The sequence below is a fragment of the Bacillus sp. JJ1521 genome (assembly GCF_036965165.1).
Classification (GTDB): Bacteria; Bacillota; Bacilli; order Bacillales; family Bacillaceae_L; genus Ferdinandcohnia.
In genome coordinates, this window is the sequence record NZ_JBALOX010000129.1 from 1 (window position 1) to 21,019 (window position 21,019).

18 protein-coding genes are annotated in these 21,019 nt (G+C 37.7%); 4 read left to right on the forward strand and 14 right to left on the reverse strand.

Going from position 1 to position 21,019, the window contains the following annotated elements; all coding sequences use genetic code 11:
• Positions 1-88 precede the first annotated feature (88 nt).
• A complete protein-coding gene (locus tag V7147_RS17050) occupies positions 89-958 on the reverse strand; it encodes a LysR family transcriptional regulator (protein ID WP_335369031.1) in 870 nt (289 codons plus the stop codon).
• 125 nt (positions 959-1,083) lie between these two features.
• Here V7147_RS17050 and V7147_RS17055 point away from each other — a divergent pair, with 125 nt between their 5' ends.
• The gene (locus V7147_RS17055; protein ID WP_335369032.1) at positions 1,084-2,226 is read left to right on the forward strand and encodes an MFS transporter; all 1,143 of its coding nucleotides are present in this window, start codon (positions 1,084-1,086) and stop codon (positions 2,224-2,226) included.
• 38 nt (positions 2,227-2,264) lie between these two features.
• Here the strand turns inward: V7147_RS17055 and V7147_RS17060 are convergent, their stop codons facing one another.
• The 9 genes from V7147_RS17060 to V7147_RS17100 all read right to left on the reverse strand — a co-directional run bounded on the left by V7147_RS17060 (position 2,265) and on the right by V7147_RS17100 (position 11,617).
• Positions 2,265-3,686, reverse strand: a complete 1,422-nt coding sequence (locus V7147_RS17060; protein WP_335369033.1) for an aldehyde dehydrogenase family protein — start codon at positions 3,684-3,686, stop codon at positions 2,265-2,267.
• 41 nt (positions 3,687-3,727) lie between these two features.
• A complete protein-coding gene (locus tag V7147_RS17065) occupies positions 3,728-4,891 on the reverse strand; it encodes an MFS transporter (RefSeq protein ID WP_335369034.1) in 1,164 nt (387 codons plus the stop codon).
• Between the two features lie 14 nt (positions 4,892-4,905).
• Complete coding sequence (locus V7147_RS17070) at positions 4,906-5,967, reverse strand: Ldh family oxidoreductase (protein ID WP_335369035.1); 1,062 nt, start codon at positions 5,965-5,967, stop codon at positions 4,906-4,908.
• 34 nt (positions 5,968-6,001) lie between these two features.
• Positions 6,002-6,871 (reverse strand): LysR family transcriptional regulator, encoded by an 870-nt coding sequence (locus V7147_RS17075; RefSeq protein ID WP_335369036.1) that lies wholly within the window; start codon positions 6,869-6,871, stop codon positions 6,002-6,004.
• A gap of 77 nt (positions 6,872-6,948) precedes the next feature.
• The gene (locus V7147_RS17080) at positions 6,949-7,608 is read right to left on the reverse strand and encodes an aspartate/glutamate racemase family protein (protein WP_335369037.1); all 660 of its coding nucleotides are present in this window, start codon (positions 7,606-7,608) and stop codon (positions 6,949-6,951) included.
• 36 nt (positions 7,609-7,644) lie between these two features.
• Entirely contained in the window at positions 7,645-8,925 is a 1,281-nt protein-coding gene (locus tag V7147_RS17085; RefSeq protein ID WP_335369038.1) for a four-carbon acid sugar kinase family protein, read from the reverse strand.
• A 21-nt stretch (positions 8,926-8,946) separates the two neighbouring features.
• Positions 8,947-10,032, reverse strand: coding sequence for an isocitrate/isopropylmalate dehydrogenase family protein (locus tag V7147_RS17090; protein WP_335369039.1), 1,086 nt, complete (start codon positions 10,030-10,032; stop codon positions 8,947-8,949).
• Between the two features lie 113 nt (positions 10,033-10,145).
• Positions 10,146-10,955: a sugar phosphate isomerase/epimerase family protein gene (locus V7147_RS17095; protein ID WP_335369040.1), complete on the reverse strand. Its 810-nt coding sequence runs from the start codon at positions 10,953-10,955 to the stop codon at positions 10,146-10,148.
• 17 nt (positions 10,956-10,972) lie between these two features.
• Positions 10,973-11,617: a class II aldolase/adducin family protein gene (locus V7147_RS17100; RefSeq protein WP_335369041.1), complete on the reverse strand. Its 645-nt coding sequence runs from the start codon at positions 11,615-11,617 to the stop codon at positions 10,973-10,975.
• Between the two features lie 164 nt (positions 11,618-11,781).
• On the opposite strand from V7147_RS17100, the gene V7147_RS17105 reads away from it, so the two are divergent.
• The 3 genes from V7147_RS17105 to acnA all read left to right on the forward strand — a co-directional run bounded on the left by V7147_RS17105 (position 11,782) and on the right by acnA (position 16,194).
• Complete coding sequence (locus V7147_RS17105; RefSeq protein WP_335369042.1) at positions 11,782-12,405, forward strand: RraA family protein; 624 nt, start codon at positions 11,782-11,784, stop codon at positions 12,403-12,405.
• A 95-nt stretch (positions 12,406-12,500) separates the two neighbouring features.
• Positions 12,501-13,370 (forward strand): LysR family transcriptional regulator, encoded by an 870-nt coding sequence (locus tag V7147_RS17110; protein WP_335369043.1) that lies wholly within the window; start codon positions 12,501-12,503, stop codon positions 13,368-13,370.
• Between the two features lie 97 nt (positions 13,371-13,467).
• Positions 13,468-16,194, forward strand: a complete 2,727-nt coding sequence (gene acnA, locus V7147_RS17115; RefSeq protein WP_335369044.1) for an aconitate hydratase AcnA — start codon at positions 13,468-13,470, stop codon at positions 16,192-16,194.
• 44 nt (positions 16,195-16,238) lie between these two features.
• Here the strand turns inward: acnA and V7147_RS17120 are convergent, their stop codons facing one another.
• The 4 genes from V7147_RS17120 to V7147_RS17135 all read right to left on the reverse strand — a co-directional run bounded on the left by V7147_RS17120 (position 16,239) and on the right by V7147_RS17135 (position 20,924).
• Positions 16,239-17,195 (reverse strand): D-2-hydroxyacid dehydrogenase family protein, encoded by a 957-nt coding sequence (locus tag V7147_RS17120; RefSeq protein WP_335369045.1) that lies wholly within the window; start codon positions 17,193-17,195, stop codon positions 16,239-16,241.
• A gap of 23 nt (positions 17,196-17,218) precedes the next feature.
• Entirely contained in the window at positions 17,219-18,388 is a 1,170-nt protein-coding gene (locus V7147_RS17125) for an iron-containing alcohol dehydrogenase (protein WP_335369046.1), read from the reverse strand.
• 185 nt (positions 18,389-18,573) lie between these two features.
• Positions 18,574-19,341, reverse strand: a complete 768-nt coding sequence (locus tag V7147_RS17130) for an SDR family NAD(P)-dependent oxidoreductase (protein WP_335369047.1) — start codon at positions 19,339-19,341, stop codon at positions 18,574-18,576.
• A gap of 56 nt (positions 19,342-19,397) precedes the next feature.
• Positions 19,398-20,924 (reverse strand): tripartite tricarboxylate transporter permease, encoded by a 1,527-nt coding sequence (locus V7147_RS17135; RefSeq protein WP_335369048.1) that lies wholly within the window; start codon positions 20,922-20,924, stop codon positions 19,398-19,400.
• Between the last annotated feature and the right edge of the window lie 95 nt (positions 20,925-21,019).

Here is a 21,019-nt window from a genome sequence, read left to right on the forward strand (position 1 = left end):
ATACTTTTAATTCAGATAAGTGTAACCGTTTTCAATTTAAAAGAAATTAACAATAAAAACATCATTTTGTTCATTAAGTTCACGAGAGTTACAAATCATGCAAATCTAGTGATGAAATAAATGTTACAAACGCATGAATTACCTTTACCTCAATTGATTCATTGTGGTAAAGCATCCATGTATTACGTATTAATGGCTTATTTTCTTTATCCGTGATAAAAACTTTATGGATGTCTTCATTTCCTTTTAATATCATTCCTGGCAATATGGCATATCCAAGACCATTCACGACCATTTCCTTACACGTATCGACTTGGTCGACTTCCATTGTGATCATTGGCGGTTTCGTAAAATTCTCAATCCACCAGTTATCAACGATAGATTTTAGAAGATTGTCAGTTTTGTAATCAATTCTTGGGAGATTAGGTAAGTCGTTTATATCAATTTCTTCTATTGATGCGACACAAAGATGATCCTCAAATAACAATTGTTTTTGCTCCATCCATGTATATTCACCACGGACAAAAGCAATATGAATATCCTTTTTGTATAGGGAATGAAAAAGGTCTCGACTCCAACCTGTTGTAACTTTAAATTCAACACTTGGATATTTATCCTTAAAAGCTCTTAACAATTGAGGAAGTTTATATTTTGTGAAAAAGCTCGAAACACCTATATTAATGGTTCCGACAACCTTGCTTTCCATATTGGTCAAATTATCTTTGATTTGTCTTAATTTTATGATCATTTCCTCAGCACTTTTTACTAGATATTCCCCTTGAGGAGTAAACTGAACTCCACGTCTATCCCTGTTAATTATTTTTACCCCAAATTCCTTTTCGATTTGTTTGATCCGATTCGTTAATGCAGGTTGAGAGATAAATAATTGCTTACCTGTTTTTGTTATATTTTTATTTTCATAAAGAACTCTGAGAATTTCCCAATCTTCGCTTCGCATTTCTATCTCCTTTAGATATTCAAAAATCTTATTAAACCTTATACAAATTCAATATTTTACTTATATCTAATAATATACTATATTTTTCATTACAAATTATTGAAATTAATGGGTGAGGGAAAAACATGAATCTTTGGATCGTCATCATCATTTGCACTGGATTTCAAACCATATTAAATACAACTAGACCCATCATCACGCTATATGCATCTGAAATGGGAGCAAATACCTTTGATATTGGAATATTAACGGCAGCATATGCTTTCTTCCCCTTAATATTTGCTATACATGCAGGGAGAATTGCTGATAAGATCGGGGACCGATTGCCTATATTTTTTGGTTTAATCGGGATATCACTAGGATTGGTTATTCCTTATTATTTCCCTTCCATGCTGAGTTTGTTTATTTCGCAATTAATTGTCGGAACAGCCGGTGTCTTTATTACGGTTTCCTTACAAAACATTCTTGGGAATATTGCTACAGAGGAAAAACGCGATCAATACTACAGTTTGTTCGGGATAGCTACCGCGATAGGGGCCATGATTGGTCCAATCATCGGAGGTTATTTAGGGGAACATATTTCTTATTCATCCGTATTCCTTGCTTCTATTTTCATTAATATTATTCCAATTTTGATCTCGTTTTTGATTCCTGTTCTACGTAAGCAAAAAACTAAGCAAAAAATGAGTATTAGCGCTTCTGTTGAGTTATTAAAAATGCCTTTATTAAGAAAAGCTTTAATTTCTAGTGCGCTTGTCCTTTATTCAAAGGATATATTCATCGCCTATTTCCCACTGTTCGCTAAGCAGTATGGGATTTCTACTTCAACAATTGGATGGATCATATCGATACAGGGGTTAGCAATTATACTTGTTCGATTTTTATTACCTGCTTTAACAGAAAAGCTTGGAAGGGACAGTATTTTAATCGTATCCGTATTTATGGCTGGTATTTCATTTTTATTAGTTCCGTTTACGGGGAATGTGATTTTATTAGGAGCCCTAAGCGTCTTCATGGGACTTGGTTTAGGATGTGGTCAACCACTTTCGATGACAACTACCTATAATGCTTCACCAAAATCAAGGACTGGTGAGGTTCTAGGATTGCGACTAGCTTCTAATCGGTTGTCTCAGTTAATCGCCCCAGTCTTTTTTGGTTTGGTAGGATCATGGGCTGGCATTTTTTCAGTATTTTTTATCAGTGGTACGTTTTTACTTGGTGGCATATTTGCGATTAAACCTGAAAAGAAAAGTAAACTAGCTTCATAGAAAAAGCCTACAGCAATGAGCTGTGGGCTTTTGTATGTTTAGAGTTTAAATGATACAAATTTTAATTCCGTCATTTCCTCGGTAGAGTATTTAATTCCTTCTTTTCCAACTCCACTATTTTTCACACCGCCATATGGCATATTATCCACTCTGAATGATGGGATATCGTTGATAATCACTCCACCAACTTCCAATCGGTCAGCTGCTTCAAATGCTTTTTGAATATTTGTGGTGTACACTCCTGCCTGTAATCCATATTCGGAATAATTCACAAGCTCAATAGCTTCATCCCATGTTTTATAAGCGTTAACTGAAACGACTGGACCAAATGCTTCATTGCAGGAAATGGATAGATTTTCCGCAGTATTCACTAATATTGTCGGTTGGTACACTGTCCCTTCTCGGTATCCGCCAAAAACAATATTTGCTCCAGATACTTTCGCTTCTTTTACCCAATCTTCAATTCGAACAGTTTCTTTAGGATGGATAAGGGCTGAAACATCTGTGTCATCTAATTTTGGGTCACCAATAACTAGCTTACTAGTGTAGTGTTTCATTTTTTCTGTAAACTCTTCAAATAATTGTTCCTTCACATAAATACGTTGAACAGAGATACAAACCTGCCCCGCAAAATTGAATGCACCTTCGACACAACGAGCTGCTACCGCATCAAGATCTTCTGCGCTATCAATTATAACGGCTGCGTTTGAACCCAATTCAAGTGTCACACGCTTAAGTCCTGCTTTTTCTTTAATTTGAGTTCCGACCGGTACACTTCCTGTGAAGGTAATCATTTTTACACGAGGATCCTGAACAAGAAGGTCACCTATGATACTACCTTTACCAGTCACAACGTTAAGTGCTCCTTTTGGTAATCCAGCTTCTTCAAATAGTTTTGCGGTCATTATTGCGCTAAGTGGTGTTTGCGAAGCAGGCTTTAATACGACTGTATTTCCTGCTGCAAAGGCAGGACCAAGCTTATGCGCTACTAGATTAAAAGGAAAGTTAAATGGTGTAATCGCTGCGATAACACCAAGTGGTTCTCTTTTTGTATAACCAAATCGACCTTTCCCGCTTTTTGCGGCATCAAGTGGTACGGTTTCTCCGTGAAGTCGCTTAGCTTCTTCTGCTGCAAATTTATAAGTTTCAGCAGTTCTTATTATCTCAGCCCTTGCTGCTTTTAATGGTTTAGCATTTTCAGCAGCAAGGATTAACGCGCATTCTTCAAGTTTTTCCGAGAATAAGTCAGATACTTTTTCAAGGATTTCCGCACGTTCGAATGCGGTTAAATCACGCATTGTTTTTGTAGCTTGCTGCGCACTAGCTATTGCGTTATCCACCTGTCCTTTTGTGGCTAACGGGATCAGCGCAATTATTTCTTGATTATAGGGTGAGCGTAATTCCTCGTATTCGACTCCCTCTTCCAAATGTCCGTTAATAAACAATTTTTGTTTTTCCATTATGTAGCCTCCTTCTCTTATCATTATAAAAAAATGGGTTGTTAACCAGATTCTTGAGCATCGTTAATCACTGTTGATTCGTCTTTTGTATGTGTATAAAAGGCTCCTCCCACTAAGAAAGCACCACTCATTAAAAAGACTGAAAGTAGTCCCAAGCCAGTTCCAATTACGCCAAATAAAATAGGTGCTGCCAATTGAGAGATGCGATTTGTTGCTAGTCTTAGTCCTAACACTTCTCCCGTCTTTCCCATTGGGGATGCGTTATAAATAGTCGTCATTGATAAAGGTTGACCACAACCGAGCCCCGCTCCCATCAAAATGGCGAGCCCTGCAAGAAGATAAATATGTGTTGTGAACGGAATCATTAAATAGCAGGTTCCAGCAACTAAAATTGAGATAAGGAGCAATCTTGCCCGTCCCACCAAAATTGAAAGTTGCCCTAAGAAGAATCTTATCGGAACCATGGCTAATGCATTTAACGCTATAATCCACCCAATCTGTGAATCTGATATATTAAGCTGTAGTGCATAAAGTGGAAAGTACGCAATAAATATATCACGTGAATAGAGAACTAAAGCACTTCCAACCAATGCTTTCCTCAGTAATGGAATCTTTACCAAAGAAAAAGTACTATTTTTTGATGATTCTACTGCATCTGCTTTTGCTCTAATTATTACTGGTACCCAAAATGAGACTATAATTGCAACGATCCCGATTATTCCTGAAACAAAAAATGCGTTACGATACGAAGTATATTCGGCTAAATATCCTCCTATTACTGGTCCGAAAAATTGGGCAATGGCGACAACCATACTAAAAAGCCCAAAGTAATGGTCTCTATTCTCCTTAGTTGCCGCATTACCCAAAACATTTTGCAACGAAATGATGATAAAAATATGGGCTAATCCGACGATAATTTGAGATATGTAGATTGACCATAAAGACGAAAAAACAAAAGGAAAAACCAGCCCAATACTAGCTGCAATCATGCCAAATAAAATAGGAAGCCGATCTCCTATTTTATCTGTAATTTTTCCTGCACGTACCGCAAATAATAATGGGAAAAAGGCATATGTTGCGGTTAAAATACCAATTTCAAAGGTGCTTGCACCTAAATTTGTACCGTACAAAGTGATCAGTGGTCTTGTAAGATGTAGCATGAGTTGAAAAACAAAAACTATGATTAGTACGACTTTAAGTGCCATGGATTTTTCATCCCTTATTTTAGAATACTTGATATCTCAATCCGTTGTCGATCAGCTTCCTCTAAAAGACTTTCTACTACTTTTTTTGTAAGAGGTATGCCTGATTGTAAGCGTTCCGTCGTTTTTCTTTCCTCCGGTTCGCCTGGAATTAAGATTTCATCAAAGCCTTGTGCTCTAGGTAGTGATTTAACTCGAGAAACAAACGTATCCATCCGACTTTCGAATTCTTCCTTTGACATAAATAAATCCGGACGTATGACAAAAAATAAATGTCCAACATTCTGGGGCTCTGAATGGTCAAAATAGAGACTTTTTACATCCCCACCATAATTTGAACCTGTGAATACACCCGCTAGCAAATCCATTAACATTGCGAGAGCTGCTCCTTTAGCACCACCAAATGGAAGACAAACACCCTCGAATGCTTTTGCTGCATCCGTTGTTGGCGCACCATCGGCATCCAAAGCTAATCCTTCAGGAATCTGTTCACCATGTGTGGCAGCTAAACGAATTTTGCCACGAGCGATTACTGTCATCGCCATATCTAAAACGTAATCAGATCCTTCTTTACCACCTGGGATTCCTGCTGCAAAAGGACTTGCACCAAGAAATGCTGTTTTACCACCAAACACAGGAAGTGCGGGTGAAGAATTTGTATAGCCGAGAGCAATGTAACCAGCATCAATTGCCTGTTGGACATATAGGGACGCCATTCCAAAATGTGTACTTCGACTGACCGCGACTAAGCCAATTCCACTCTCCTTAGCTAACGCTATTCCTTCTTCGATAGCTCGATGGGCGGCCAAAAATCCCATTCCATCATCCCCATCTACATGTGCAACAGCTGAAGTCATTCTTTTTACCGAAATAGTAGGTTTGGGATTTACCACCCCACGTCTAATTCTTTCAAGATACATCGGGATTCTCGAAACACCATGTGAATCTAGTCCACGTAGATTAGCAGCAACTAAATCCTGTGCGATAATTACCGCATCCTCTTCCCTAAGTCCCCCGGCTGTCAATAACAGCTTAGCTGCTTCTGTTAAATTTTCTTTTGATACGACTAATTCTGACAAGATTTTGAACCTCCTTTTTTTATATGGATTCCTTTTATATATTTTCAAAATCAAGTTCTTGAACAAATTTTACAAATTCGTCCACCAGACTATATTCCAGCGATTCATCGTGGTACAACATCCATGTATCTCTCGTAATTAATTCTCCGTCATTTGTGGTTAAATTCATTTTATAAACATCTTTTTCATTATTTACTACTAGTCCAGGCAAAATAGCATATCCTAATCCATTAACGACCATTTGTTTACATGTATCCGTCCGGTCAACAGTCATTGCAATTTTTGGGGGTGTCGAAAAATTTTCTGACCACCAATGGCTAATTAATTCTCTTAATTTTGAATCAGATCCATAATCAATTCTCGGCAAATTCGGTAAATCCTCCAGCATAATTGGATATGGGGAAACGATTGTTAAAGGCTCCTTAAACAATAAATGTTTCCCTTCCTGCCAGGGATAATCCCCCCGCACAATTGCAATGTGTATTTCACGGTTTGTCAGTAAATGAAAAGCCTCACTGCTCCATCCGGACGAGACCATAAACTCTACTTCAGGAAAGTTATTTTTAAATTGCTTTAAGATCTGCGGGATTTTGATTCTTGTTATTAAATTTGAAACACCAATTCGTAAAGTTCCAACAACTTTATCATCTATATCGGAAATGGTATCTTTTATACTTCGTAACCTGTAAAGCATTTCATCCGCACATTTTACAAGGAATTCTCCTTGGGGAGTGAAATGTACGCCACGTCTTCCTCTTATTACAATTTGTGTATTAAATTCATTCTCAATTTGTTGCAACCGTTTTGTTAAGGCTGGCTGTGAAATATATAATAGATTAGCTGTTTTCGTAATGTTTTTTTGTTCATGAAGAATTTTTATGATTTCCCAGTCACGTGTGTCCATCTCTTTTCCTCCGAATCTCAAAGTTTTGTAAATCAACTTTACCGCAATCGGGAGGAAAAATGTAGACTATTTACGCTTTACTTAATTTTATATAATATTCTACGGATACTAATTTCCGGACTCGTTAGGATTGGGAGGTCAGGTTTCTCCCAATCCACCAATGAACGACACATAGACATTTGCGCTAATATAACTACATCACTTGTAGTACTTAATTCAGTGATCTTTTCCCGAATTAAACGATTATGGGTGTTTGGATCCCCTATTTGCAGAGCGGAGAATGCTTCTGTTAGAACATGAGTATCAACTTCGATTGTACGTTTTTTCTCCTCTGCAATTTCATACAGAAGATTCGTAGTTGTCGGTCCCGCTGCACCGACTGTCGCAATCACTCCGAGTTTCTCTCCAACTTCGATTGCATGCTCTAGCATTGCAATATCGGCACTTAATACTGGTATATCAAATTGATTTGCCACACCAGAAACATATGGTGAAAAGGAGGAGCACGTCAGTAGAATACCATCTACTCCACTATCCTCTGCCCGTTTCATCAAACTTACCAATTGTTCCACCATGGTGTCGGTTACATTTCCCGTCCTATTTAACTCATCAATTAACCCTTCATCCATGAAATTTAACAGATGGACTTCTGGTGCAAATTGTTGAAATGCTTCTAAAATCGGTTGAACTGAATTCATTGTTGCATGAACAAGACCAATCTTAGTTTTTCCAGACATATGAACAACCTCACTTTTTTCGATTTATGAATACCATTAGCCTACTGATAATTTTTTTAGATGGTTCACTGCTTTCTCAAGAAAATCTTCCTTGCCAAAACTCCCAGACTTCAAAACAATTAACATATTTCGACCAAGAGCCAAGCCTGATGGCAGACCAGTCTCAATCTCTTCTAGTACATAGTTTCCAGTAATCCCTAACTGTCTACATATCGTTCCTGATGTATCACCACCAGCCACAACTAGCCTTTGTAACTTGGTATCATCAATTACCTTTTCGGCCACTTGAGCAAGGACCTGGGAGACCATTTTACTAGTAAGCAGGTCATTCATTTCAAGCATTCTTCCAATTGCCTTTGTTTCCATCACAACTTTTTTTCGGTTATCGGCCATAATTAGGACATCTTTTCCTATTTTAATTAATGCTTCAATTTCTTGGACCATTCGTCCTATTTCTTTCGCACGCTTTTCAGGTGAAAAAACAAAGCGTGAATCCAAAATAACACTTGGAGTCCCTTGTTCCATTAAATGGGTAGTTTGTGCATAGGTTTGTGGCGTTAAACTCCCAGAGACAATCAACACTCCATTTTCGTCGGAAATATTGAACTCTTTTAAAGGATTGGGTACTGGTTCAATCTTTAAAAACTTTGGTTGTTCTTCGGCAATTGCTGAACTACCACAAATGATATTCAGATCATGAACTGCTTCTGCGACAATTTGCAAATCATTTTGTGTTTCGGAATCAACAATACAATAATTAGAAGATTTCCGTTTGTTTTCAATTTCATTCCGTAATACTTCTGAGCCCTTTCTTACCACGTCAAGTGTGATAAGGCTAACCTTACGTGAGGTTTGGGATTCTAAAATTCTTACGAGATTTGAATCTACCATTGGATGGACTGGATCATTTGCAAACTCGGAATGCTCTAATAACTTTCCGTGAACAGTATGAACCCCATTTATAGTTTGTCTCCCATTTTTCGGAAAAGCCAAGCTTATTACCGCAAATTCCTTGTTCAATGCATCTAACATCGCATCGAATTCTTTCCCAATGTTTCCTCGAAAAACGGAACAGGTCTTATTAAAAAATTGGGTACATCCCAGGTCCTTAAGTATATTCGTTGCCTTAAATACCTTTTGATAGCTTTCTTCCTCGGAATCCAGTCTGCTATCCGTGTCAATGATTAATACATCCGGTTTGTCTCCAAGTTGTAAATCCTCTTGAAAGGTGAGTATTTTCACGGTATAGTGATTTTTACTAAACATTAGTCCGATGTCATTCGCACCTGTCGTATCGTCTGCGACAACCCCAATCATGTTCTCACCCCTATTCACCTATTAGATTACAAATGCTTTCGTTTTAATTCTTTCAATAATAGCTTCTGTAAACTCAGTTGTGGAAGCTGTTCCTCCAAGATCCTTTGTCTTAACACCTTCAGCAAGTGTCGTGTAGATACCGTTTTCAATTGTACGTGCAATTTTTGAAACACTTTCATCATTATGACGGCTGCTTAGCCAATCTAAAAACATTACAGTTGAAAGCATAATTCCAATTGGATTTGCAATATTCTTGCCTGCTATATCTGGTGCAGACCCATGAGCTGCTTGAGCCATTGCTTGACTATCATTGTTATTAATGGACGGTGCTAACCCTAAGCTTCCCGTTAGTTCCCCGGTCAGATCTGATAAAATATCTCCAAACATGTTCTCTGTAACGATGACATCGAAATCTTTTGCACGTCGTACAAGATGTGCAGCCATTGCATCAATATGATAGTCATCTATTTCTACATCAGGGTAATTTTGACCGACCTCACGACAAACTTGTAGGAATAGCCCAGAACCCAGCTTTATAACGTTTGCTTTATGCACAATTGTTACTTTTTTACGTCTTTGTCTTGCCATTTGGAAGGCAGAATGTGCAATTCTTTCGATAGCCTTTCGTGTAAATACCCCAGTTGAAACCACAACATCTGGAGTTATTTGCCATTCCCCCACACCTACATACATATTGCGGTCGCAATAATATCCTTCAGTGTTTTCTCTAAAAACAACTAAATCCGCTTCGCCTACAACACTTTTAATTCCTTCCATTGTTTTTGCTGGGCGAACATTGGAGTATAGATCAAAATAATGTCTTAACTCCCCACTTGGATTACGATTTTCCTTATGTTCTTTAGGATATGCTGCCGAGTCATGTGGACCCATGATCCAACCATTTGTCTCTTTTAATGCATCCTTTGTATATTGTGGAATAGGATCACCATGTTTTTCAATTCCTTCCCAGCCCATCGGCAATTCAATATATTCGAAATCTGCCTTTCCAACTTTTTCTACAGCGGCTTTTAATACATTTACTGTTGCTTTCGTAATTTCTGGTCCAATCCCATCTCCATATAAAACACCAAGTTTATAGGTTGTCATATTTTTTTCCTCCTTGTTTCATTTACTTAATTCTAAAGTATCGTTTTTTAGTAGTTTGGTAAAATATCGTTTTTGCATCATCAGACATACATTTTTTTGATGATAAAATGTGCTTATCTGTTAATAATTGAATGTAAAAAATCAGAAGCTTCTTTTGCTTCTTTATATCTGTCCTTCTCTTCGGAAACTTCCAATGAAAGATATCCTTGATAATTGATAGATTCTAGTTGCTGAATAATATAGGTAAAATCAAAATCCCCAATCCCTGGTGCAAGACGGTTACTATCGGCAATATGGACATGAAGTAATTGTTCTTTAATTAGCGATAGACTTTTCTCAATCGAATAATCTTCGAATGCCAAATGAAAAACATCTACCATTAGCTTTAAATTTGGGAGTCTTAATTCATTTATAAAATTCATCGTTTCGAAGGTTGTATTTAGATTGTTGATTATATGTTTGTTTTGGGGTTCTAAAATAATGTCAATCCCAGATTTATCTGCATATTCACAAGCCTCATTCAACGCATCGCTCATCCATTGCCATGATTGAATAAATAAATCTTCATGAATATCCCCCCGTGCTTTACCAATATTCACTGGTACTTTAAAGATTGAAGCGAAATCTATGATATCTTTTACCCTTTTCACTGCTTCCCTTCTTATATCTTGATCCTTACTAGTAAAGGTGAGCTTATCATCACTTACCATAGGTCCTGTACCAATTGTAGCGATTTTTAATCCTGATACTTCTACCTTTTTCGAAAATTCCAATTGGTCAAATAGCTTTGGATTTCTTACAAATGGTTCAATCGCGGTGTACCCGTTTTCTTTAAGATACGAAAAAATGAAGTCTTCTTCACCACGAAAACCTAAGACTGAAGCATTTGTTTCTTTCGTTCCAAAAACATATGCTAATTCCACATCTAATCCTCCCTACGTCATAGTTTTTTTCTTGGCTTATATTTAGATTCCTCTAAAAACTCCCGAACTACCATTTTCGGTATTTCTGTTAGCTTTATTCCCGCTGCTTTCGATGTAATGATCATTTTACACGCATTCTCAAGAGTTTCTAATCTCATAATTGCCTCATTCATAGAATCATCAATAACTGTGACCCCATGATTTCTCATGATAATGATATTCGCAGTTACGCAACTTTTAGCAATCTCTTGTCCTAGCTCTATGGAACCCGGATGAAGATAATCAACATATTCGATATTCTCCAAATAATACATTGTTTCAATAAATAGGTCAGAAAGAATGGGTTCATTACTACATGCCATAAGTGTTGTATGGAATGGAGATGAATGGACCACCGCATGAATATCTGGTCTATTTTTATAAATCCCACTATGGATTGGTGTTTCTTTTGATGCTTTACGTAATCCTTCATATGTTCCAGTTTCGATATTAAATACAACAAAATCATCTTTTGACAGTTCTCCCATAAATGTGCCTGAAGCAGTAATTAACATATTTTTCTCGTCAAGCCTCAAGCTTATATTCCCTGAAGTTCCCCAAGCTAACCTGTTTGCTAACATATATTTACCAGCATTAACTAATGTTTGAATATCTTTTTCCACTTTACTAACCACCTTCACCTTTATCAGTTACTTTTATTAAACCAGATACATTTATAAGTTGGTTATTCCATTTAGTTATTATCGGGTATACAAAATACGAATTATTTCAAATTGAATAAATGTTATATAATACAAGGGATAATTATTTTTTGAGGAGGATTTTGATGGATCATATCGTTAAAGCTTTTGAAGAAATTCCTACTACCTGCATTTCAGATACTATGAATGGGCTAAATAATATGGATAGTGCAATCAAGCCTTTGAAAGAAGAATATCGGGTAGCAGGGCGCGCATTTACAGTAAAAATGCCGGTTGGCGACAATACAACAATTCTAAAAGCAATCAATGAAGCAAAACCTGGTGATGTCCTCGTTGTCGATTCAAAAGGCGATACATATCGAACCATTGCTGGAGATTTCATCCTTGGCCTAGCTCAGACTCTTGGAATCAAAGGAGTTATAACCGATGGTGTGATTCGTGACATTCTTGGTGTAAAAAAACTAAACTACCCAGTATTTTGTAAAGGAACGACAGTAGCTGCAAGTGCAAAAGCCGGTTGGGGCGAAGTCAATATTCCGATTTCCTGTGGTGGAACATCAGTAAATCCTGGGGACATTGTAGTTGCTGACGCAGATGGAGTCGTTGTAATTCCTCAAGCCATCGAAGAAGAAGTTTTAGAAAAAGCGAAAGTAAAACTCGTGAAAGACGAAGAAAGAGAAGCAAAAATTGCCGGTAAACCTGATGAGATCAGACGCTATTTAGCTGATATGCTTTCTAATGTAAAATAATATGATAGTATAAAAGTAGCAATTTCTAATGATTGCTACTTTTTTTATTTGTTAAAAAATAGATTCATATCGTCTTTTTCAAGGGGGAATTGTACATGGATGAGCGCGGTTGGCAAATCTTAGAGGTCTTATTTGAACAGAAAAATATTACGAAAGCTGCACAAAGCCTATATATCACTCAGCCTGCTCTGACAAAAAGATTAATGCTAATCGAAGAGGAGTTTGGTGTAAAAATTGTAGACAGAGGGATACGAGGAGTCCAATTTACACCACAGGGCGAATATTTAGCAAAAAGAGCAACAGAAATGTTAGAACTCACTCGTGAAATCAAAGAAGATGTAAAAAACATGAGTGATGACATTGTTGGAACGTTGCGAATAGGGGTCTCGAACTTTTTTGGAAAATATGAACTTCCCGAAATTCTTCAGCATTTTTCCGAAAAATATCCTTTAGTGTTATATCAGGTTGAAACAGGCTTAAGTAAAAACATCTTCAATTTAACCTATAACAATAATGTTCATGTAGGCTTTGTGAGGGGCGATTATTCCTGGCCGGGAGAAAAGCATTTATTATTTGAAGAGAAGATTGTTATTGCAAGCAAAGAAGAACTACAACTAGAAGATCTTCCCAGTATCCCAAGAATTGATTTTGACACTGATCATTTATATAAGTCCTTAATCGACAATTGGTGGAATCACCATTACTCAAAACCTCCCAATATTGCAATGAATGTGGATCGCGGAGATACATGCCGTGAAATGATAATTAGAGGATTAGGCTACGCAATAATGCCAGCTAGATTACTTCAAGGTGTTGAAGACTTCGTATATCAAATTGACTTGTTAAAAGAAGACGGTACACCACATACTCGACCTACCTGGATGTTTTATCACGCAAGCTCTTTAGAGCAAAATGTAGTAAAAGCATTTGTAAATTTTGTTAAAGAAAATGAATATAACGATTAGTTATGAAGGCACATATCATATTCTCATTTTTCGGAAACAGAAATAAATATTATACTACCCTTATTGATAGATAAATAATTCAATAGGGGTGAAACACGTGCAAGACCTATCAAAATATGTCCCTCATACACGTTCTAAAATAGAAATTAATAACAAGAATTATGAGTTTTTTAACATTAACACGCTTCAATCATTAGGATTTGATTCCATTTCAAAACTACCTTATTCGATTAAGGTTTTACTTGAAGCTGCTTTACGGCACTTCGACGGTACTTCCGTTACTGATGAACATATTGAAAAGCTTGGAAATTGGAGCGACAATGGTGTTCAAAATGAAGAAGTGCCATTTAAACCTGCCCGTATACTATTGCATGATACAACAGGTCTCCCATTGTTAGTTGATTTAGCAGCCATGAGAGAGGCCGTTTCACGTAATGGGGGCGATCCTTCTATAGTAAACCCTACTATTCCAGTAGATTTAGTTGTGGATCATTCTGTTACTGTTGAACAATTTGGTTCATTACATGCATTACGTGCGAATGAAGAAATTGAATTTGAACGGAACTATGAGCGTTTTCGCTTTCTTAGATGGGCCCAAAATGCCTTTGAAAATGTAAATATAGTGCCTCCTTCCTCTGGAATCATGCATCAGATTAATATGGAGCTCCTTTCTTCTGTCATCAAAACAAAAGAAATCAACGGAACTACCCTCCTTTATCCTGATTCATTAGTAGGAACTGATTCACATACTACCATGATAAATGGACTTAGCATAGTTGCCTGGGGTGTTGGAGGAATCGAGGCAGAAGCCGCTATGCTCGACCAGCCTCTTTATTTCGTACCACCTAAAGTAGTTGGCTTAAAAGTAACTGGTACACTTCCTGAAGGCTCAACATCGACAGACCTTGCTCTTACAATTACGAATCTATTACGCAAACACGGTGTTGTTGGTAAATTTGTTGAGTTCTATGGTCCTGGTGTTAAAAACATGAGTGTTGTGGAAAGGGCGACAATTGCAAATATGGCTCCTGAATATGGAGCAACAATGGGCTTCTTCCCTGTCGACGATGAAACGCTTAACTACCTGCGATCAATTGGGCGAAGTGAAGAACATATTTCTCTAATTGAAGCTTATTACAAAGCACAAGGAATGTTCATGACAGATCAAGAAGAGGATCCTGAGTATACTGAAATCGTCGAGTTAGACTTAGCCACTGTCGTTCCTTGTCTTGCAGGGCCAAAACGCCCTCAGGATCGAATTGAATTAACAGACATGAAAAAAGCGTATCAAGAAATTATTTCATTACCAATTGACAAAGGTGGATATGCACTAAAACCTGAAGAACTAGAAAAAGAAGTCGAGATTACTCATCCTTCAGGTGAAAAAGCGAAATTAAAACAAGGTTCTGTCGTTCTGGCCGCCATTACAAGCTGTACAAATACGTCAAACCCTTTTGTTTTAATAGGCGCAGGGTTACTTGCAAAAAAAGCAGTTGAAAAAGGACTTGAGAAAAAATCATTTGTAAAAAGTTCATTGACGCCAGGTTCCCGTGTTGTCGCAGACTATCTAGGTCATTCCGGTTTATTATCCTATCTGGAGAAATTAGGTTTTCATATTGCCGGCTACGGGTGTGCAACCTGTATTGGAAATTCAGGACCATTACCTGAAGAAATCAGTAATGCGATTGTCGAGGAAGACTTAGTAACTGCATCGGTTCTATCCGGAAATCGAAACTTTGAAGGACGTGTACATCCGCAGGTTAAAGCAAATTATTTAGCATCACCTCCACTTGTCGTAGTTTATGCTTTGGCTGGAACAGTGAATATTGATTTTGATAAAGAGCCTATTGGTTTCGGAGTGGATAACCAACCTGTTTTCCTTCGGGAGATTTGGCCATCTTCTGAAGAAATTCGTGGCTTTATTCATAAATATATTCACCCAGATCTATTCAAAAAACGCTATGAAACAGTATATGATGCAAATGAACAATGGAATAATATTGAATCCACAGATGGACAACTGTATCAATGGGATAAAAATTCAACATATATTCAAGAACCGCCATTTCTTAAAAACCTTTCAAAGCAAGATAGAGGTATTCAAGACTTCCGTACTGCTCGTGTTTTAGCCCTGCTCGGGGACTCAGTAACAACAGATCATGCTTCTCCTTCTGGTGCTATTAAGCCAGATAGTCCAGCAGGATTATACTTACTGGATAAGGGGGTAGAAAGAAGAAATTTCAATTCCTACCCTTCACGACGCGGAAACCACAAAGTAATGATGCGTGGAGCGTTTGCAAATGTCCGAATCCGAAATAAACTTGTGAATGGTGTTGAGGGCGGTTACACGCTCCAACATGCAAGTGGTCAAGTAATGTCGATCTATGAGGCAGCTATGAAATATAAAGAGGAAAATACGAATCTTCTTATCGTCGCTGGTAAAGAATACGGAACTGGAAGTTCACGTGATTGGGCAGCAAAAGGACCACATCTATTAGGAGTGAAAATGATCCTTGCCGAAAGCTTTGAACGGATTCATAGAAGCAATTTAGTCGGAATGGGTGTCTTACCATTACAATTTGTTAATGGTGAATCAATGGATACACATGGTATTACAGGTCATGAGATTTTTGAAACGATTGGTCTTACAGATCATTTACAGCCTGGTGAGTTGATTCAAATCAGGGCTACCCGTGAAGATGGTAGTCAATTTACCTTCAATGCACTTGTTCGTTTAGATAATATCGTTGAGGTTGGCTACTATAAAAATGGCGGTATTATGCAATCAACTGTTAAAAAGCTTCTTGATGAAGCAAAAGTATAAAAAAGAGAGCAGGTAAGCATATTAATGCTTTACCTGCTCTCTTTTTATGGATTTAACACTCTTTTAGGTTCACCTTTAAGAAAAGCCTGTATATCCTCTACTGCTTCTTTAAAATATGTTTTGTAATTTGACCGAGTCACATACCCTAAATGTGGTAGTGCTAACACATTTGGTAATTCTCGAAAAATATGATTTTCCGGCAGTGGTTCTTGTTCATATACATCAAGACCTGCTCCAGCAATCCAGTTATTTTTTAATGCAGTTACAAGATCCTCCTGATTAATGATTGCCGCTCTTGATGTATTAATGAGATAGGCATCACGTTTCATGAGTTGTAATTCCTTTTCGCCGATTAAATTCCTGGTTCGATCACTTAGCACTAAATGGATTGAAACAAAATCACTTGTTTCTAATAATTCTTCCAAGGAGGCAGCCTTTTCTACACCAATCTCATCGGTTTTCTCTTTTGTAAGGTTTTGACTCCAAGCGAGCACTTCCATTCCAAAAGCCTTCCCTATTTGGGCCATTCTGCCGCCGATTTTCCCTAAACCAATTAGCCCCAATCTTTTTCCATAGAGGTCTGTTCCTATCGTTGTTTGCCAGGGTCCATTTGAATTAAGCTCCCTGCTTTCTAGTACAATGTTTCTTGAAAGACCTAGTATCAATGCCCAAGTAAGCTCCGTTGGCGGTTGTGAACTACTTGCTGTACCACAAACTGTGATCCCTAATTTAGTAGCTGTTTTAAGATCAATCGAGGCATTTCTCATCCCTGATGTGATTAAAAGATTTAAGTTAGGAAGACGGGTTAAAAGTGAGCCTGGAAACGGTGTACGTTCACGCATGATAATAATAATTTCATAGTCTTGAATAGCTGCGACCAGTTCATCTTCGTTATCAATATGCTTATTTATGCTTGAGATTTCTACCTCATTTGATAGTAAAGACCAATCTGCAATTTTAAGCGCAATATTTTGATAATCATCTAGTATTACACATTTCATTCCCAACATCCCCCCTATTCCAGTTAAATTTCACCTTTAAAAGCTTTTTGATAGATACCAAGTATTTTTTGTTCTGTTAGCTTGTAAGGAGTATTTGATAGTAAGCGATCTATCTTTGAAGCTTCCCCTGCAAGCAGCGGTAAATCTTGTTCTTCTATGCCTAATTCTTGTAAGGATGTTGGTAAGTCTAAGTCGTGTAACAATTGATATAAATAGTTTACTACTGCACCTAGTGCCTCAAATTGACGATTACGGTAGTCACCAATGCCAAGGAAATCTGCAATTTCAACCATTTCGGTCGTACATGTTTTTCCAATTATATTAAAAACATATGGCATTAATAAGGCATTTGCAACCCCATGTTCAATATGATATTTTCCACCTAATGGATATGATAGGGCATGAACAGCCCCAACTCCGGCATTTGCCAGAGTCACGCCAGCAAGATGGCTAACCCAACTCATTCCCACTCTTCCCCCTAAGTCACTTCCATGGTGTACTGCTTTCGTAATATAGTTTGGAAACAGCTTCATTGCTTTTTCCGCATATATTTTTGTTAACGGAGTAGCTTTTACAGCTATGTAAGATTCTATCGCATGTGTAAAAGCATCAACCCCTGATGCTGCAGTAACCCTTGGTGGACATGAAATCGTTAATAAAGGATCAACAATGGCTACTGTTGGAAGCAACGCCGGGCTCACAAGCCCTCTTTTCACTTCTAGAACTTCATCCCCGAAAATCGCATTCATCGTCACCTCTGCACCTGTTCCTGATGTGGTCGGAAGTAAGATAGATGGTACTCCTCTTTTTTCGATAACTTTAGCCCCTGATAAGTACTCAGAATAATCATCAACAAGAAGTAATGCAGCAGTCGTTTTTGCAACATCCATCGCACTGCCTCCACCGATGCCGATAATCACATCACATTCTTCTTGCTTAAAATAGTCAATAGTATTTCCTAATAACGAAAAAGAAGGTTCTCCCTGGATATCTGTAAAAGTTGCAATCGGTAAAGATAGTGGCTCTAACAAACTTTCAATTTTTTGTACAACACCTGCTTTTTCTAAGCCTTTATCACTTATCAAACCGATTTTTCTAGCACTGAATCTTCTAATTTCATTTGGTAAGCTTTCATGTGCTCCAACACCAAATCTTACATTTTCAGGCATTTTAAAATCATGGTAAATGTTCATTATTTTCTCTCCCTTATATTTAAATCAAATGCGCCATGGCGCATTTGCGCCCGATTTTTAGGCCCACAGGAAGTGGCGTTTTTAGTCTTTGATCTTACTGCTCGAAAAATTTCCTTTGAAAAATCGTGGCTTCCGCCGGAGGCTTAAGCAATTTAGCAGAAGTCCTTGAATTCCGCTAAATTGTTTTACCAAACAGTCCAACCACCATCAACAAATACAGTCTGTCCCGTTACCATATCTGACGCAGAAGAGCTTAAAAATAAAAGGGCACCGTACAAATCCTCTGGTTTTGCAAGTCTTCCTAGTGGAATTCGATTTAATACGTCTTCTTTAAAGCTTTCGTCCTCAAACATAGATGCAGTCATTGGAGTCTCTATAAATGTTGGGGCAACCGAATTTACATTAATTTGATGTTTTGCCCACTCAATCGCCAGTGAACGTGTTAGCTGCATTACGCCACCTTTACTAGAACAATAGGAAACCCGATTATAGTAACCTACTTGGGCCATTTGAGAAGAAATAAAGATAATTTTCCCTTTTTTTCCTTGTTTCATATACTTTCCTGCTTCCTTTGAGCAAAAAAAGGCACTTTTCAGGTTCAGGTCGAGTACCGCATCCCAATCTTTTTCAGATATCTCCTCTGGAGGTTTTACAATATTTGTGCCCGCGTTGTTTATTAAAACATCAATCTTGCCGTAATGGTCATAAATGTGGGACATTACATCTGCAATCAATTCCACGTTGGTAATATCACAAGGAACATACATCGCTGAATAACCAAGATCCTTCATTTCATTTGAAAGCTGCTCAAGCTTTTCTTTATTCCTTGCTACTAAGGCCACCCTAGCGCCCAAACTTCCAAATAATAATGCCATGTCTTTTCCAATTCCTTGACTGGCGCCAGTTATAACAACAACCTGATCCTTTATTCCAAAAATACTCTCTAAATTCATTCATTTCACACCTCTATTCATTTTTTCTATAAAAAAAGGAGATTCACATCTCCTTTTTATCCCTCTTCATTTACAATAACGTTTTTTCCTCTCCATTTTAGGAAAATTGGTATTGAGATCCAAAGGAAAGAAATGATTAAGAATATTAGTGATAACGGTCTAGTAAAGAAAATACTAAACTCTCCATTCGAAATCGTTAATGCTCTTCTAAAGTTATTTTCAATCATTGGCCATAAAATTAATCCCAAAACTAATGGTGCAACTGGAAAATCATTTTTAGAGAAATAATAACCTGCAATACCACAAATAATCAGTAGAATTAAATCAAATACAGTAAATTGGACTGCATATACTCCAAATACAGAAATTACGACAATCATTGGTATTAAGTATTTTGGCGGTGTTTCAATAATTTTCGCAAATACTTTCACTAATGGTAGGTTTAACATTAATAGTACTAGGTTCCCTACTAGCATACTTGCAATTACTCCCCATGCAATATCAGGATGGTCCGTAAATAATAGGGGACCAGGATTCACGTTGTACATGATAAATGCACCCATAAGAACAGCGGTTGTACCAGATCCTGGTATCCCTAACGTTAATAAAGGAACCATTGCTCCACCAGCTGCTGCGTTATTCGCAGTTTCTGGACCCGCTACCCCTTCAATTGCGCCTGTTCCAAACTTTTCGGGATTTTTACTTACCTTTTTCTCCAAAATATACGACATAAATGAGGAAAGGGTTGCACCCGAACCCGGTAATATTCCCATAAAAAACCCTAATATAGAACCACGTGCAATAGGGGCTGCACTCTGTTTAAATTCCTGTTTTGTCGGCAAAAGCTTATTTATTTTAGCCAAATTCCCGGAATTAACATCATTATGCAAGATTGTTTTAAATACTTCCCCTAACGCAAAGAGTCCAACGGCTACTGTTAAAAATTCTAATCCTGAGTAAAGAGACGGAAATCCAAATGTAAAACGAGATACTCCGGATACCACATCAATACCAATAGAAGCAAGCATTAGACCGAATACAGTCATGATTAATGATTTTGTAATCGAGGTACCAGACAAACCACTGATTGCACAGAGACCTAAGATCATTAATGAAAAGTAATCAGCTGGTCCAAATTTAAGGGCCACATCCGAAAGCGGCTGGGCTAAAAAAATCAATCCGATTAAGGATACAAGTCCACCTACAAAGGAGCCGATTGCCGCAATGGATAAAGCGGCTCCCGCTTTTCCCTTTTTGGCCATTTGATAACCGTCAAGTGTTGTTACTACCGAAGAAGACTCTCCCGGTGTGTTTATTAGAATCGAGGTTGTTGAACCCCCGTACATGGCCCCATAATATACTCCCGCTAATAGAATAATCGAGCTAGTCGCTGCTGCACTCGGATCTAGTCCACTAGTCATCATAGCTGTTACCGGAATTAATAAAGCTACACCACTAATCGGACCAATACCAGGCAGGACACCTACAGCTGTACCAATTAAAACACCTATAAATGCAAATATTAAATTTCGAGCCTGAAAGGCTATGGCAAATCCATCACCTAAGTATTGTAATACCTCCACTCACTTCATCCTCCTCACATACTTAGCCATACTGGAAAGCTAGGTAATGTTCCTTTCATAACGACAACATACATGTAGTAGATTACGCCAGGAAC